The following is a 14,100-nucleotide window of genomic DNA, read 5'->3' on the forward strand; positions in this document are numbered from 1 at the left end:
CGGCGGCGCAACCAAGGACCGAAGTGGAAGAGCCGGTGCAGGCCGGCAGGTCAGCCACGCCAACGGCCTGGCTCCCACAACGATCTAGTGAAATCACCGATCAAGAATCAACGGCGGTGGATCAGGGGTCAGTGGGGGAGCAGGCCGATCGCCCGCAGTACCGCAGCCGACGACTCGCCGACACCGAGGGCGATGGCGTCCGCCAGGCTGTCGACGTCGTCGACGTCGCGGCGCAGCGTCGGCAGGTCTCCGGCCAGCGCACGTGCGCCGGATCCCGCATGGGCAGCGGCCGATCCCGCGCCGAAGTGTGGGTCGAAGCGGTCGTACGTCGCCGAGTAGAGCGTCGTCCCCGTCCCGTCGGCGTCGCGCACGAAGCAGGGCCCGGCGCCCGAGGCGGCATCGCCCAGCGCAGCAGCGAGGTCGCCGGCCACGAGTGAGGGCAGGTCGGCGCAGAGCGCAACCGGCCGCAGGTCCGGCCGCAGACGGTGCAGGTACGCGGCCGCATGGCGAAGCGCGGCGTTGAGGCCGCCACCCGGATCCGCACACGTGGCCGCACCCCGGGCGCCCAGGGTGGCGGCGAACCCGGCGTCGTCGCTGACCACCAGAACGCCCGCCAGGCCGTCGGTTCGCAGGCAGGCGTCGACGACGTCGGTCGCGAACGCGGCCGCCAGCCGAGCGCGCTCGGCGTCGCGCAGGGTGGAGAGCCGGGACTTGCCGTTTCCCGGGGACTTCACCGGGAGCAGCACGGCGAAGGAGCCCGGACGCGTGAACACCCCTGAATCCTGACAGGCCGGTTGGTCGTGCCCCGGACCGGCAGGCGCACCGACCGGTAACCTGCATTCTCGTGAGCGTGCGGAAGCTGCAGGAGAAGCGGGGTTGGGCCTTCAACATCGCCGTGCCCATCGTCAAGCCCACGCTCCTGGCGACCACCCGCCGCGAGTGGATCGGCGGCGAGAACATCCCGGAGAGCGGCGGCTTCATCATCGCCCTCAACCACATCTCCCACGTCGACCCGTTGACCGCGGCGCACCTCGTCTACGACCACGGCTACAAGCCGCGTTACCTCGCGAAGTCCGGTCTCTTCGACAATGTGGCGCTCGGCTTCTTCCTGCGCGGCGCCGGCCAGATCCCGGTGAAGCGGGACACGAAGGACGCCGTCGGCGCGTACGCCGCCGCGGTCGACGCCGTGCGCAACGGCCAGTGCGTCGTGATCTACCCGGAGGCCACGATCACCCGGGACCCCGACATGTGGCCGATGAAGGGCAAGTCCGGCGCCGCCCGGATCGCCCTCGAGACCGGCTGTCCGGTGATCCCGGTCGGACAGTGGGGCGCCCACGAGATCCTGGCGCCGTACACCAAGCGCCCGCACCTCGTGCCGCGCCACCAGGTGGTGATGCGCGTCGGGCCGCCGGTCGAGCTCGACGACCTGCGGGCCCAGGAGCGGACGAACGAGGTCGTCAACCAGGCGACCGCCCGCATCATGGCCGCGATCACCCACGAGCTCGAGCTGGTGCGCGGTGAGACCGCGCCGGCCGAGCGATACGACATGGCCGTGCACGGCGACCGGTTCAAGAGGAACAAGAAGGCGGCGGGTTGATGGGCAACAAGGTCGCAGTGCTCGGCGCCGGCTCCTGGGGGACGGCGTTCTCGATCGTGCTGGCCGACGCCGGGAACGACGTGTGCGTGTGGGCCCGGCGCGAGGAGGTCGCCGTCTCCATCAACGAGCGCCACGAGAACGTCGACTACCTCTCCGGCATCGAGCTGCCCCGTCGGATCACTGCCACCCACGACGCCGAGAAGGCGCTCGCCGGCGCGGACGTCGTCGTCCTGGCCGTGCCGTCGCAGTCGCTGCGCGAGAACCTGCCGTCCTTCTTGCCGTACGTCGAGAGCGACGCCGTCCTCGTCTCACTGATGAAGGGCGTCGAGCTCGGCACGCTCAAGCGGATGTCGGAGGTGATCGCGGAGGTCGGTGACATCGGTGCCCACCGGATCGCCGTCGTCAGCGGCCCCAACCTGGCTCGAGAGATCGCCCGCCGTGAGCCGGCCGCCTCGGTCGTCGCGTGTGCCGACGAGGACGTCGCCAACATGCTGCAGGGCCGGCTCCACTCGCCGGCGTTCCGCCCCTACACCAGCATCGACGTCCTCGGCTGCGAGTTCGGCGGCGCCTACAAGAACGTCGTCGCGCTCTGCGTCGGCATGGCCGTCGGCCTGGGCTTCGGCGACAACACCACCGCCTCGCTGATCACCCGCGGACTCGCCGAGACCGCCCGCCTCGCCATGCACCTCGGCGCCAACCCGCTCACGCTGATGGGGCTTGCCGGCCTCGGCGACCTCGTCGCCACCTGCTCCTCGCCGCTCTCGCGCAACCGCACCTTCGGCGAGAAGCTCGGCCAGGGCATGACCGTCGAGGAGATCTACGCCTCGACCCGCCAGGTCGCCGAGGGCGCCAAGTCCTGCTCCTCGCTGCGTGTCCTCGCGGGCCGCACCGGCGTCGAGGCGCCCATCGTCGACGCCGTCGACGAGGTCGTGCAGGGTCGCCTCACCACGTCGCAGCTGATGGAGGCGTTCATCAGCCGGGACACGAAGGCCGAGCTGAGCTGAGAGCGCGGCGCTGCATGGATCCCCGGATGTCCGGGGATCCATGCGCTTGTCAGGGGTTGCAACGCCTGACCAGCGCATGAATCGCCTCCCCGCCGTGGCGGCTGGGGCTGGTGTGGCGTGCACGTCCGTGCGGCGGCCGGTCCGCGGCCACCGAACGCCTCAGGCAGAGATCCGGTCGAGCGCCTGCTCCAGGTCCGCCCACAGGTCCTCGACGTCCTCGATGCCGACCGAGAGCCGGACCAGGCCCTCGGGGATGGTCGCCGGCTCCAGCTTCCAGCGGCGCCGCCGCTCGAAGGTCGACTCGACGCCGCCGAGCGAGGTGGTGTGCACCCACAGCGAGGTGGCGCGGACGAGGAAGTCGGCGGCGTCGGCTCCGCCGCTCAGCACGGGCGCGACGATGGCGCCGAAGCCGGGGTAGCGGACCTCCTCGACGGCCGGGTGGTCGGCGAGGCGGCGGGCGAGGTCGGCGGCGTTGGCGGCAGCGCGCTCCAGGCGCACGGGCAGGGTGCGCAGGCCGCGCAGGGCGAGCCAGGTCTCGAACGGCCCCGGTACGGCGCCCGCGAGGTCGCGTCGTCCCTTGAGGGCGCCGTGCACCTCGTCGTCGGCGACGACGATCGCGCCCATGAGGACGTCGCTGTGGCCGGCGATGTACTTCGTGGCCGAGTGCACGACGATGTCGGCGCCCAGCGACAGCGGCTGCTGCAGCAGGGGCGTGGCGAAGGTGTTGTCGACGACGACCCGGATCCCGAGCTCGTGCGCGGCCGCCGTCAGCGCGGGGATGTCGGCGACCTCCAGGGCGGGGTTGGTGGGGGACTCCAGCCAGAGCAGCGCGCAGTCCTCGTCGGCCTGCAGGGCCGCGATCACGGCCTCGGTGTCGGTGGTGTCGACCAGCGTGGCCCGCAGCCGACCGCGGGACTCGGCGTCCGCCAGGGCGGTCAGGGAGCCGTTGTAGGCATGCCGCGGCGCGATCACGCTCCCGCCGTTGCCGACGAGGTCGAGGATCGTGGTGACGGCGGCCATGCCCGACGCGAACGCCAGGGCCCGGCCGCCCTCCAGTTCGCCGAGGGCCTCCTCGAACGCCGACCAGGTGGGGTTGCCGAACCGGCCGTACTCCAGCTCGCCCGTCGCGCCGTACGTCGAGGTCAGCACGACCGGCACGTTCATGGGCTGGTCGGGCCCGTGGGGCGGGCGTCCTGCCGTGACGGCGATCGTGGCGGGACGGAGCGGTCGGGGTGCGGACTCGGGACCGGGCATGTCACAAAGGTAGGGTCATCGGCGATGAACGCTCCTACCGGCCGCCGTGTCCGCGTCGCTGTCGTCTTCGGCGGCCGCTCCAGTGAGCACGCCATCTCGTGCGTCACCGCGGGGAGCGTGCTCCAGGCGATCGACCGCGAGAAGTACGACGTCGTCCCGATCGGCATCGCGACCGACGGTCGCTGGGTGCTGGAGTCCGACGACCCGCAGCGGCACCGGATCACCGGACCGGACCGGCTGCCGTCGGTCGACGGCGACCGCGCCCCGGTCGCGCTCGCGCCCACGAGCGACGGCACCGGCCTGGTGGTCAGTGAGCCCACCAGCGGTTCGGCGACCTCGCGGGCCCTCGCCGCGACCTTGGGTGTCGACGTCGTCTTCCCGCTGCTGCACGGACCGTGGGGCGAGGACGGCACCATCCAGGGACTCTTCGAGATGTCGGACGTGCGCTACGTCGGCTCCGGGGTGCTCGCGTCCGCGGTCAGCATGGACAAGGCGTTCATGAAGGTCGTGCTCAAGGACGCCGGCCTGCCGGTGATGCCGAGCGAGACCGTCACCGCCCGGGAGTGGAAGGCCGACGCAGCGGCCGTGCGCGAGCGGGTCGAGGCCCTCGGCTACCCGCTGTTCGTGAAGCCGGCGCGCGGCGGCTCCAGCATCGGGATCGCCAAGGCCCACCAGCCCGACGAGCTCGACGCGGCCATCGAGGGCGCGCTCGCCCACGACCCGAAGATCCTCGTCGAGGTGTCCGCCGAGGGTGCCCGCGAGATCGAGTGCGGCGTGCTCGAGTCCCTCGACGGGGGCGTCGAGACCAGCCTGCCTGCCGAGATCCGGATCACCGGGGAGCACGAGTTCTACGACTTCGAGGCGAAGTACCTCCCCGAGGAGCACACCGAGCTCGACGTGCCCGCGGTCCTGCCCGATGGTGTCGAGGAGCGGATGCGCGCCATGGCGGCCGCGGCGTTCACGGCGGTCGGCTGCGAGGGCCTGGCCCGCGTCGACTTCTTCCTCCTGCCCGACGGCTCGCTGGTCGTCAACGAGCTCAACACGATGCCGGGCTTCACCCCGCTGTCGATGTTCCCGCAGATGTGGGCCGCCACCGGCCTGGAGTACGGCGCGCTGGTCGACCGGTTGCTCACGCTGGCCCTGCAGCGCGACACCGGTCTGCGCTGAGGCCGCTGCTCCGGGGCCCGATAGCGCCGGAGAGCCTCCCGCGCCTCAGTCGCAGTCGTCGACCAGCGTCAGGTGCTTCGTGACCAGCGGCGCCAGCACGGCCATCGCGGCCGGGCCGGCGTTCGGCCGGTAGCGCGCGGGGATCGTGACCTCGACGCGCGGGGTGTAGCCGGCGGCCGTGATGGTGAGGTCGAGCCCCTGGTCGTCGTACTGCTCCTCGGGGATGTAGTAGCCCACCCCGTTGACGGACTCGCAGGACGCGGTCAGGTCGAAGCCCTTCGGCTTCGCGACACCGCAGCGCACCACGATCGCCGGGTCGCCGTACGCCGCCGCGGGCGCGTCCTCCGGCTCGATGTCGACGCGCTCCTCCTCGGCGAGGGTGCCGGGCAGGTCGGCCGCGAGCGCCGCGCACGCGGCGCGGTCGGCGTCGGAGAGCTCGGGGACGTCGACCTCGACCGGCCCGCCGCACGCGGCGAGGGCGAGCGGCAGCGCGAGGGCGACCGTGAGCGACCGCAGCCGCCCGCGGGCAGTGCGGGACACCTCAGATGTGGACGACGGGGCAGGTGAGGGTCCGGGTGATGCCCTCGAGGTTCTGCACCTTGGAGACCACGAGCTTGCCCAGCTCGTCGACGTTGCGGGCCTCGGCGCGCACGATCACGTCGTAGGGGCCGGTGACGTCCTCCGCCAACGTGACGCCGGCGATCTCGCCGACCTCGCGGGCGACCTCGGCCGCCTTGCCGACATCGGTCTGGATCAGGATGTAGGCCTGCACCGTCATGGTCACGCTCCCGCCGGATTGGTTGGTGGAACGCCTCAACCTACCGCGCCGCCGCCGTCCGGCAGAACTCGCGAGCCGCTCGATCTACCGACGGGTACGTCTGGTGGGATGGGGGCATGGCTGACGCTATCGACGGGAACACCACGCTGGCGGACCTGGGCGAGTTCGGGCTGATCGCCCGGATCGGCGAGCTGGTCGCCGCCACCGCGCCCGGCGAGGACGTGCTCCTGGGACCCGGTGACGACGCCGCCGTGCTGCGGGTCCGCAAGGGACACGTCGTGGTGTCCACCGACGTGCTGGTCGAGGGCCGCCACTTCCGACGTGACTGGGTCGACGCCTACGACGTCGGGCGCCGCGCCGCCGCGCAGAACCTCTCCGACATCAACGCCATGGGCGGCCGGGCGCAGTGGCTCACCGTCGGCCTGGCCGCGCCTGCCGACCTCCCCGCGCAGTGGGCGCTCGACTTCACCCGCGGGTTCGCGGAGGAGTGCGCGCTGGTCGGCGCCGGTCTGGTCGGCGGCGACGTCACGCGCGCCGACCAGCTGGTCATCGCGGTGACCGCCCTCGGCGCCTGCACGGTCTCCCCGGTGCGGCGTTCCGGCGCCGCGCCCGGCGACGTCCTGGCCCTGTGCGGCCGCCAGGGCTGGTCGGCCGGCGGGCTCGCCGTCCTCGGCCGCGGCTTCCGCTCGCCCCGGGTCCTGGTCGAGGCCTACCGCCGCCCCGAGCCGCCGTACGACGCCGGGCCGATCGCCGCCGAGGCCGGCGCCACCGCGATGATCGACGTGTCCGACGGCTTGCTCGCCGAGGCGGGCCACCTCGCCGACGACTCGGGCGTGAGCATCGACGTGGAGACCGCTGCCTTCGAGGTCCCCGAGCCGTTGCTGGCCGTCGGCCAGGCGACCGGTGCCGACCCGCTCCAGTTCATCCTCGGCGGAGGAGAGGACCACCCGCTGCTCGCGACCTTCCCGCCCACGGTCGCCCTGCCCGACGGCTGGACCCGGATCGGCTCGGTCGGCGCCCGTGGCGACCTCCCGGTCACCGTCGACGGCGCGGCGTACGACGGCCCCACGGGCTGGACCCACTTCTGAGGCGCCGGTTCGCGGCGGTTCGCGACGGCGCTCCGACGGCGGGGCACGGCGCCCAAAAACACACCGACCCGCCGCGGAGTGCGGCGGGTCGGTGAGAAGAACGTCAGGTCAGCGGGAGACCTTGCCGGCCTTCAGGCAGCCGGTGCACACGTTCATGCGCTTCGGGGTGCCGTTGACGACGGCGCGGACGCGCTGGATGTTGGGGTTGAAGCGGCGCTTGGTGATCTTGCGCGACCACGGCCGGTTGTTGCCGAACGTCGGCTTCTTGTCGCAGATGTCGCACACGGCGGCCATGGTTGTCACTCCTGGGAGATCGCGGATCAAATCTAAGTTCACGTCAGCCCGCGCGGCCCCGTGGTCCACTCGACCAGGGTGCTTCGGGCAACCGGAAGAGAATAGCCGACCGGGGCGCACCGGCAGAAATCGGCGGGCTTCCTCTAGGGTGACCCCGATGGACGAGCGGACGGCGCCCGGGGAGGGCCGGAGCGGGATTGCGCTCTCGTCCGTGGTCCGTTTCGTCGACATCGCGGTGGACGCCTTGGCGGGTGCCCGCGAGGAGGTCGACGCCCTCAACGTCTACCCGGTGCCCGACGGCGACACCGGAACGAACATGTACCTCACCGTCGTCGCCGCGCGTGACGCGATCCGCACGGCCCTCGGTGAGCACGTCGACCACCCCGACGAGGCCGATGACCTCGACGCGCCGCTCGCCGCGCTGGCCCGCGGCGCGCTGCTCGGTGCCCGCGGCAACTCGGGGGTGATCCTGAGCGAGATGCTCGGCGCCGCCGCGCGGCGGATCGCCGCCGCGCGTCCCGAGGAGCGCAACGCCGTCGTGATGGCCGAGGCGCTCCAGCAGGCGTCGACGGCGAGCTACGCGGCCGTGGGGGATCCGGTCGAGGGGACCATGCTGACCGTCATGCGTGCCGCGGCCGAGGCCGGTACGACGTCCGCCGCCGACCCGGCCGCGCGCAGCAGCGACGTGCTGACCGCGGCCGCCGCCGCCGCGCGGGAGGCCCTGGGGCACACCCCCGAGCAGCTCGAGGTGCTCGCGCAGGCGGGCGTGGTCGATGCCGGCGGGCGGGGGGTGTCGGTGATCCTCGACGCGGCCGAGACCGTGCTGACCGGGCGCCGACCGATCCCGGTGACCGCGCCGCTGGGCAGCCACCTCATCCCGGTGCCCCACGTGGAGCCCGCGGCCGACGAGCTGAGCGCGGACGGCCCGGCGTACGAGGTGATGTACCTCCTCGACACCGACGACGACCGGGCGGCGCAGCTGAGGGAGCGGCTCGGCGGGCTCGGTGACTCGGTCGTGGTGGTCGGCCGTGACGGCCTCTGGAACGTGCACGTCCACACCGACGACGTCGGTGCGGCGATCGAGGTCGGGCTCGAGGTGGGCCGCCCGCACCGGATCCGGATCACCCACTTCGCCGAGCAGATCGCTGCCCAGACCGCCGGGCAGATCGCCGGGCAGGCCGCCGACCACACGCCCGAGCTGCCCGCCCCCCTCGCCGGGCGCCGGGTGGTGGCGGTCGCCGCCGGGCCCGGCCTGGCCGCGCTGTTCGCCGAGGCCGGTGCCGAGGTCGTCCGCGGCGGTCCGGGCCATCGTCCCTCGACCGGCGACCTCCTCGAGGCGATCACCGCCTGCGGTGCCCGCGAGGTGGTCGTGCTCCCCAACGACGAGCCGACCATCCGGGCCGCGCTGGCGGCGGCGAGCACCGCGGAGGCAGACCACGGCAGCCGCGGCCTGCGGGTCGCGGTGATCCCGACCCACACGCAGGTGCAGGGGCTGGCCGCGGTCGCGGTCCACGAGCCCGGCCGCGCCTTCGACCAGGACGTCACCGAGATGACGGCGACCGCCCGCCACGTCCGCCACGGCGCGGTCACGATCGCCGCCCGGCAGGCGATGACGATGGCCGGGCCGTGCGAGCCCGGCGACGCGCTCGGCGTCATCGCCGGCGACTTCGCCGTGGTCGGCGACGACCTCGGGGCGGTCGCGCTCGTCGTCCTCGACCGCCTGCTCGCAGCCGGCGGCGAGCTCGTCACGATCGTGAGCGGCGTCGACGGCGAAGGCCTCGCCGAGCGGGCGACCGCCTGGGTCGAGGAGCTCCACCCCCATGTCGACGTCGTGGTGTACGACGGTGGCCAGGAGCGCTACCCGCTCCTGATGTCCGTCGAATGAAAGCGAGCCCGTGGCGATCACCCTCGACTCCCCGCTGACCGCCGTCCTCGGCGATGCGAAGCCCGCGCAGCGCAAGAAGTTCACCGACGGGCTGGGTCTGCGCACGGTCGGCGACCTGTTGCGCCACTTCCCGCGCCGCTACCTCGAGACCGGGTCGCTGACCCGCGTCTCCCAGCTGCGCATCGGCCAGCTGCTGTGCGTGGTGGGGGAGATCGAAGAGGCGAAGACGATCACCTACACCGACCGTCGCACCGGGCGTGCGTCGTACCGCGTCGAGGCGACCCTGCGCACCGGTGGCCCGAGCCTGCGGATGACCTTCTTCGCCAAGAGCCAGCACATGGCGGCCTGGCACGAGCGTCGGGTCGCCGTGGGCAGCCGTGGCGTGTTCCTGGGCAAGGCCGACCGGTTCCGCGACCAGTGGCAGCTGACCAACCCGCAGCTGAGCATCTTCGGCATGGGGGACGCCGACGACGAGGACAGTGCGGTGCGGGAGGTGCTCGAGTTCGGAGCGCTGTACCCGATCTACCCGTTGACGAAGGGCCTGCAGACCTGGGACGTGGCACGGGCGGTGAAGTTCGCACGGTCCGTGGTCGAGGAGCTCCCCGAGGTGCTGCCTGCCGCCCTGCGCGAGGAGTACGACGTCCTCGACATCGACCGGGCCTACGAGTGGGTGCACCGACCGGAGACCCGCGACCAGGTCGCGCTGGCCCACCACCGGTTCCGGTTCGAGGAGGCGTTGGTCACCCAGCTGGTGCTCGGTCGTCGTCGGCGTGCCCGCCGGGCCGAGGGCGCGACGGCGCGGAGCGGGGGAGCGGGTCGTCTGCTCGCGGCGTTCGACGACCGGCTGCCGTTCGAGCTCACCGCCGGCCAGGCCTCGGTCGGCAGGGAGATCGAGCACGACCTCGCGCAGCCGCACCCGATGAACCGCCTGCTCCAGGGCGAGGTCGGCTCCGGCAAGACCCTCGTCGCGCTGCGCGCGATGCTCCGCGTCGTCGACTCCGGCGGCCAGGCCGCGCTGCTCGCGCCGACCGAGGTGCTCGCCCAGCAGCACTACCGCTCGATCGCCGCGATGCTCGGCGACCTCGGTGAGGGCGGCACCATCTTCGGATCGGGGGAGGGCACCCGGGTCGAGCTGCTCACCGGCTCGATGAACAAGACCCAGCGCACCGGTCCGCTGTCCCGGATCGCCAGCGGCGAGGCGGGGATCGTCATCGGCACCCACGCATTGCTGCAGGACAACGTGTTCTTCGCCGACCTCGGCCTCGTCGTGGTCGACGAGCAGCACCGCTTCGGCGTCGAGCAGCGCGCCGCTCTCACCGACAAGGCCTCCGCGCCGCCGCACCTGCTGGTGATGACCGCGACGCCGATCCCGCGGACCGTCGCGATGACCGTCTTCGGCGACCTCGAGACGTCCACGCTGACCGAGCTGCCCGCCGGTCGGGCGCCGATCCAGACCAATGTCGTCCCCCTGGCCGAGCAGCCGGGCTGGATCGGCAGGGTGTGGGAGCGCGTGCGCGAGGAGGTCGGCAAGGGCCACCAGGTCTACGTCGTCTGCCCGCGCATCTCTGGCGACGAGGCGGAGGCCGGTCAGGTCGACGCCGTCGACCTGACCGACGACGACGCGCCCGTCGAGGAGAGGCCCCGCCCGCCTGCCGCGGCCGTCGAGGAGGTCGTCGGCCGACTGTCCGGGGGGCCGTTGGCGGGCCTGCGCGTCACCGGCCTGCACGGCCGGCTCCCGGCGGACGAGAAGGACGCCACCATGCGGGCCTTCGCCGCGGGCGAGGTCGACGTGCTCGTCTCCACGACGGTGATCGAGGTCGGTGTCGACGTCGCCAACGCCACGGCGATGGTCATCCTCGACGCCGACCGGTTCGGCATCTCCCAGCTCCACCAGCTGCGCGGCCGGGTCGGCCGTGGCGGCCTGCCCGGCCTGTGCCTGCTGGTCAGCCACGCCGAGGCCGAGTCGCCGTCGCGCGAGCGGCTCGACGCCGTCGCGTCCACCACCGACGGCTTCGTGCTGAGCCGGGTCGACCTGGAGATGCGGCGCGAGGGCGACGTCCTCGGCGCCTCGCAGGCCGGTGGCCGCTCCAGCCTCGAGACCCTCCGCGTGCTGCGCGACGAGGACACCATCCTCGCCGCCCGTGAGGCCGCCGAGGGCCTGCTCGACGCCGATCCGCAGCTCGACCGGGTGCCCGAGCTCGGGGTCGCCGTACGCGCCCTCGAGCAGTCGCAGCGGGCCGACTTCGTCGACAAGTCCTGAGCCTCGCTCGCTACGGTGCCCCTCCATGGATCGAGGCTGAGGAACCAGAAATGACCCGCATCATCGCCGGCCGCGCAGGCGGGCGCCGGCTGCAGACTCCCCAGGGCGACCGGACCCGCCCCACGAGCGACCGCGTGCGCGAGGCGCTGTTCTCCGCGCTCGAGGCCTGGGCCGGCTCGCTCCACGACCTGCGCTTCCTCGACCTGTACGCCGGTTCCGGCGCGATCGGCCTCGAGGCCTGGTCCCGTGGGGCCGCCGCCGTCACCCTCGTCGAGGCCGACCGGCGCACCGCCGACCTGATCCGCGCCAACGCCAGTTCGATCGACTGCGACATCGCCGAGGTGGTCGCCCGCTCGGTCGCCGCCGTGCTCGCCGAGCCGGCCCGGGCGCCGTACGATCTGGTGTTCGCCGACCCGCCCTACCCGCTCTCCGACGAGGCCGTCACCACCGACCTCGCCCTGCTCGCCGAGCACGCTTGGCTCGCCGACGGCGCCCTCGTCGTCGTCGAGCGCTCCCGGCGCAGCCCCGAGCCCGCCTGGCCGGCCGGCCTGGAGCCCCTCGCCGGCAAGCGCCGCCTCAAGAAGTACGGCGAGACCAACCTGTGGCTCGCAGAGGCGAGCGCCACCGATAGCCTCGCCCCATGACCCGCGCGGTGTGCCCCGGCTCCTTCGACCCGGTGACGTACGGCCACCTCGACATCTTCCGCCGTACGGCCGGACTGTTCGACGAGCTCGTCGTCGCGACCGGCACCAACCCCTCCAAGTCGCGGCTCTTCGACCCCGAGGAGCGGCTCGAGATGCTTCGCGAGGCGTGTACCGACCTGCCGAACGTCACCGTGATGGGCTTCACCGGCCTGATCGTCGACTTCTGCCGCGAGATCGGCGCCCAGGCCATCGTCAAGGGCCTGCGGGGCGGCAACGACTACGAGTACGAGCTGCCGATGGCGCAGATGAACGCCCACCTCACCGGGATCGAGACGATCTTCGTCCCGACGACCGCCAGCCTGGGCTACGTGTCGTCCAGCCTGGTCAAGGAGGTCGCCTCCCTCGGTGGCGACGTCTCCGAGTTCGTGACCCCCACGGTGCACGAGCGGCTGACCGCGAAGATCGCCGCCCGCCGGTGACCAGCGCGGGGGTGATTTGGTCGCGCTGCCGACGCCCCACTAACATCGACCTGATCTGTTGTGCCCGGACCTGGAAGTGAACCCCTGAACCACCTGGACCCGAGAGCGCCGCTCGTGCTCGACACTCGCGAGCTCGGCCGCCGCCCGGGGTCCCAGCGTCAGGTGTCGCGGACAGTTCCGGCCCCAGCAGATCTGGGTATCGAAGTCCTCTCCGTCCCCGAGGGCGCGCCGGTCGAGCTCGACCTGCGCCTGGAGGCGGTCATGGAAGGCGTGCTCGTCACCGGGACGGCCTCGGCCGTCCTGGAGGGTGAGTGCGTGCGGTGCCTGGAGCCGATCCACGACGACCTCGAGGTGACGTTCCAGGAGTTGTTCGTCTACGACGACATCCGTGACTCCGAGGGAGCAGAAGAGGACGACGAGATCAGCATGCTCCAGGACGACCTGCTCGACCTGGAGACCGTGCTGCGGGACGCGGTGGTGCTCGCACTGCCGTTCCAGCCCTTGTGCCAGGACGACTGTCCCGGGTTGTGCACCGAGTGCGGGGCACGACTGGCGGACGAGCCGGACCACACGCACGAGGCTGCGATCGACCCGCGGTGGGCAGCACTCACGGAGCTGACCAGCGAAACCCAGCAAGACCACCCCACGGACTGAAGAGGCGCTCGACGTGAGCGCACCCGAACCAAGGAGAAGACAGTGGCTGTTCCGAAGCGGAAGATGTCGCGCAGCAACACGCGGCACCGTCGCTCGCAGTGGAAGGCTGTCGCCCCGTCGCTGGTGACCTGCGCCAACCCGGCCTGCGGTGCCAAGCACCTCCCGCACCGCGCCTGCGGCACCTGCGGCCAGTACGGCGCGCGCGCCGAGCGTCGCCAGGTCCTCTGACCAACCCGGTCGATCCAGGCCCGTCGAGTCAGGCCAGCGGCATCACCAACTACGTCGAGCTGCGTCGAGCGCTCGGGGATCCGACACTGGACCCCGAGCTGCTCGAACGCGCCATGACGCACCGCTCCTTCGCCTACGAGAACGGTGGTCTTCCGACCAACGAGAGGCTGGAGTTCCTCGGCGACTCGGTGCTGGGCGTGGTGGTGACCGAGACGCTCTACCTGGCACACCCGGACCTCTCCGAGGGTCGGCTCGCCAAGCTGCGCGCAGCCGTCGTCAACGCCCGGGCGCTCGCCGGGGTCGCCCGTGACATCGGGCTCGGCGCCCACATCAAGCTCGGTCGCGGCGAGGAGGCCACGGGCGGTCGCGACAAGGCCTCGATCCTGTCCGACACGGTCGAGGCCGTCATCGGCGCGATCCACCTCAGCGGCGGCATCGACGTCTCCTCGATCGTCGTGCACCGGCTGTTCGACCCGCTCATCGAGGCGGCCTCCGCCCTCGGGGCGGGCCTCGACTGGAAGACGTCGCTCCAGGAGTTGGCGGCCGACCAGTCGCTCGGCGTGCCCGAGTACGTCATCGAGGACGACGGTCCTGACCACATGAAGACCTTCACCGCGCAGGTCCGGGTCGGCGACAAGCTCTACGGCAACGGCACCGGCCGCTCCAAGAAGGAGGCCGAGCAGGGCGCCGCCGAGACGGCGTACGGCGAGATCGCCGCCGCCCTCGGCCTCGACGCCAACGGCCGCCCGATCGCTTCCGGCAGCTGAC

Annotated in this window: 16 protein-coding genes; 11 read left to right on the forward strand and 5 right to left on the reverse strand. The window is 72.5% G+C overall.

Annotated features, from left to right (window positions below; genetic code table 11):
* Positions 1 to 128: 128 nt before the first annotated feature.
* Complete coding sequence (cofC, locus tag KU893_RS09395) at positions 129 to 773, reverse strand: 2-phospho-L-lactate guanylyltransferase (protein WP_218234099.1); 645 nt, start codon at positions 771 to 773, stop codon at positions 129 to 131.
* Positions 774 to 844: 71 nt separating this feature from the next.
* Between cofC and KU893_RS09400 the strand changes: the two genes are divergently transcribed.
* The gene (locus tag KU893_RS09400; RefSeq protein WP_218234100.1) at positions 845 to 1,597 is read left to right on the forward strand and encodes a lysophospholipid acyltransferase family protein; all 753 of its coding nucleotides are present in this window, start codon (positions 845 to 847) and stop codon (positions 1,595 to 1,597) included.
* Positions 1,597 to 2,601: an NAD(P)H-dependent glycerol-3-phosphate dehydrogenase gene (locus tag KU893_RS09405; protein WP_218234101.1), complete on the forward strand. Its 1,005-nt coding sequence runs from the start codon at positions 1,597 to 1,599 to the stop codon at positions 2,599 to 2,601. Before KU893_RS09400 ends, KU893_RS09405 begins: the two co-directional genes overlap by 1 nt.
* Positions 2,602 to 2,760: 159 nt before the next feature.
* Here KU893_RS09405 and KU893_RS09410 read toward each other — a convergent pair whose 3' ends face one another.
* Positions 2,761 to 3,855, reverse strand: a complete 1,095-nt coding sequence (locus KU893_RS09410; protein WP_218234102.1) for a trans-sulfuration enzyme family protein — start codon at positions 3,853 to 3,855, stop codon at positions 2,761 to 2,763.
* 24 nt (positions 3,856 to 3,879) lie between these two features.
* Here KU893_RS09410 and KU893_RS09415 point away from each other — a divergent pair, with 24 nt between their 5' ends.
* On the forward strand, positions 3,880 to 5,022 hold the full coding sequence (locus tag KU893_RS09415; RefSeq protein ID WP_218234103.1) for a D-alanine--D-alanine ligase family protein: 1,143 nt from the start codon (positions 3,880 to 3,882) through the stop codon (positions 5,020 to 5,022).
* A 45-nt stretch (positions 5,023 to 5,067) separates the two neighbouring features.
* On the opposite strand, the gene KU893_RS09420 is transcribed toward KU893_RS09415, so the two are convergent.
* On the reverse strand, positions 5,068 to 5,562 hold the full coding sequence (locus tag KU893_RS09420) for a DUF3515 family protein (protein WP_218234104.1): 495 nt from the start codon (positions 5,560 to 5,562) through the stop codon (positions 5,068 to 5,070).
* 1 nt (position 5,563) lies between these two features.
* Positions 5,564 to 5,800, reverse strand: a complete 237-nt coding sequence (locus KU893_RS09425; protein WP_179724814.1) for an Lrp/AsnC family transcriptional regulator — start codon at positions 5,798 to 5,800, stop codon at positions 5,564 to 5,566.
* A gap of 116 nt (positions 5,801 to 5,916) precedes the next feature.
* On the opposite strand from KU893_RS09425, the gene KU893_RS09430 reads away from it, so the two are divergent.
* A complete protein-coding gene (locus tag KU893_RS09430) occupies positions 5,917 to 6,888 on the forward strand; it encodes a thiamine-phosphate kinase (protein ID WP_218234105.1) in 972 nt (323 codons plus the stop codon).
* A gap of 108 nt (positions 6,889 to 6,996) precedes the next feature.
* Here KU893_RS09430 and rpmB read toward each other — a convergent pair whose 3' ends face one another.
* Entirely contained in the window at positions 6,997 to 7,182 is a 186-nt protein-coding gene (rpmB, locus tag KU893_RS09435) for a 50S ribosomal protein L28 (RefSeq protein ID WP_179724818.1), read from the reverse strand.
* A gap of 157 nt (positions 7,183 to 7,339) precedes the next feature.
* Between rpmB and KU893_RS09440 the strand changes: the two genes are divergently transcribed.
* The 7 genes from KU893_RS09440 to rnc all read left to right on the forward strand — a co-directional run bounded on the left by KU893_RS09440 (position 7,340) and on the right by rnc (position 14,099).
* Positions 7,340 to 9,067 carry a DAK2 domain-containing protein gene (locus tag KU893_RS09440; protein WP_218234106.1) on the forward strand — a complete coding sequence of 576 codons (1,728 nt, stop codon included), beginning with the start codon at positions 7,340 to 7,342 and terminating at the stop codon, positions 9,065 to 9,067.
* A 10-nt stretch (positions 9,068 to 9,077) separates the two neighbouring features.
* Positions 9,078 to 11,327 (forward strand): ATP-dependent DNA helicase RecG, encoded by a 2,250-nt coding sequence (locus KU893_RS09445; RefSeq protein ID WP_218234107.1) that lies wholly within the window; start codon positions 9,078 to 9,080, stop codon positions 11,325 to 11,327.
* A gap of 50 nt (positions 11,328 to 11,377) precedes the next feature.
* The gene (gene rsmD / locus KU893_RS09450) at positions 11,378 to 11,971 is read left to right on the forward strand and encodes a 16S rRNA (guanine(966)-N(2))-methyltransferase RsmD (protein WP_218234108.1); all 594 of its coding nucleotides are present in this window, start codon (positions 11,378 to 11,380) and stop codon (positions 11,969 to 11,971) included.
* Positions 11,968 to 12,450, forward strand: a complete 483-nt coding sequence (coaD, locus tag KU893_RS09455) for a pantetheine-phosphate adenylyltransferase (RefSeq protein WP_218234109.1) — start codon at positions 11,968 to 11,970, stop codon at positions 12,448 to 12,450. Before rsmD ends, coaD begins: the two co-directional genes overlap by 4 nt.
* A 114-nt stretch (positions 12,451 to 12,564) precedes the next feature.
* On the forward strand, positions 12,565 to 13,104 hold the full coding sequence (locus KU893_RS09460) for a YceD family protein (protein ID WP_257441630.1): 540 nt from the start codon (positions 12,565 to 12,567) through the stop codon (positions 13,102 to 13,104).
* Between the two features lie 42 nt (positions 13,105 to 13,146).
* Positions 13,147 to 13,332 carry a 50S ribosomal protein L32 gene (gene rpmF, locus KU893_RS09465; protein ID WP_038680298.1) on the forward strand — a complete coding sequence of 62 codons (186 nt, stop codon included), beginning with the start codon at positions 13,147 to 13,149 and terminating at the stop codon, positions 13,330 to 13,332.
* 113 nt (positions 13,333 to 13,445) lie between these two features.
* A complete protein-coding gene (gene rnc / locus KU893_RS09470; RefSeq protein ID WP_246592387.1) occupies positions 13,446 to 14,099 on the forward strand; it encodes a ribonuclease III in 654 nt (217 codons plus the stop codon).
* Position 14,100 lies beyond the last annotated feature (1 nt).

Source organism: Nocardioides daeguensis (assembly GCF_019192965.1).
Taxonomy (GTDB): domain Bacteria; phylum Actinomycetota; class Actinomycetes; order Propionibacteriales; family Nocardioidaceae; genus Nocardioides; species Nocardioides daeguensis.

Coding starts and splice junctions, on each gene's coding strand:
- rnc (WP_246592387.1), top strand. CDS start 13,446: ATGACGCACCGCTCCTTCGCCTACGAGAACGGTGGTCTTCCGACCAAC.
- rsmD (WP_218234108.1), top strand. CDS start 11,378: ATGACCCGCATCATCGCCGGCCGCGCAGGCGGGCGCCGGCTGCAGACT.
- KU893_RS09410 (WP_218234102.1), bottom strand. CDS start 3,855: ATGCCCGGTCCCGAGTCCGCACCCCGACCGCTCCGTCCCGCCACGATC.
- coaD (WP_218234109.1), top strand. CDS start 11,968: ATGACCCGCGCGGTGTGCCCCGGCTCCTTCGACCCGGTGACGTACGGC.
- KU893_RS09425 (WP_179724814.1), bottom strand. CDS start 5,800: ATGACGGTGCAGGCCTACATCCTGATCCAGACCGATGTCGGCAAGGCG.
- KU893_RS09405 (WP_218234101.1), top strand. CDS start 1,597: ATGGGCAACAAGGTCGCAGTGCTCGGCGCCGGCTCCTGGGGGACGGCG.
- KU893_RS09440 (WP_218234106.1), top strand. CDS start 7,340: ATGGACGAGCGGACGGCGCCCGGGGAGGGCCGGAGCGGGATTGCGCTC.
- KU893_RS09415 (WP_218234103.1), top strand. CDS start 3,880: ATGAACGCTCCTACCGGCCGCCGTGTCCGCGTCGCTGTCGTCTTCGGC.
- rpmB (WP_179724818.1), bottom strand. CDS start 7,182: ATGGCCGCCGTGTGCGACATCTGCGACAAGAAGCCGACGTTCGGCAAC.
- KU893_RS09430 (WP_218234105.1), top strand. CDS start 5,917: ATGGCTGACGCTATCGACGGGAACACCACGCTGGCGGACCTGGGCGAG.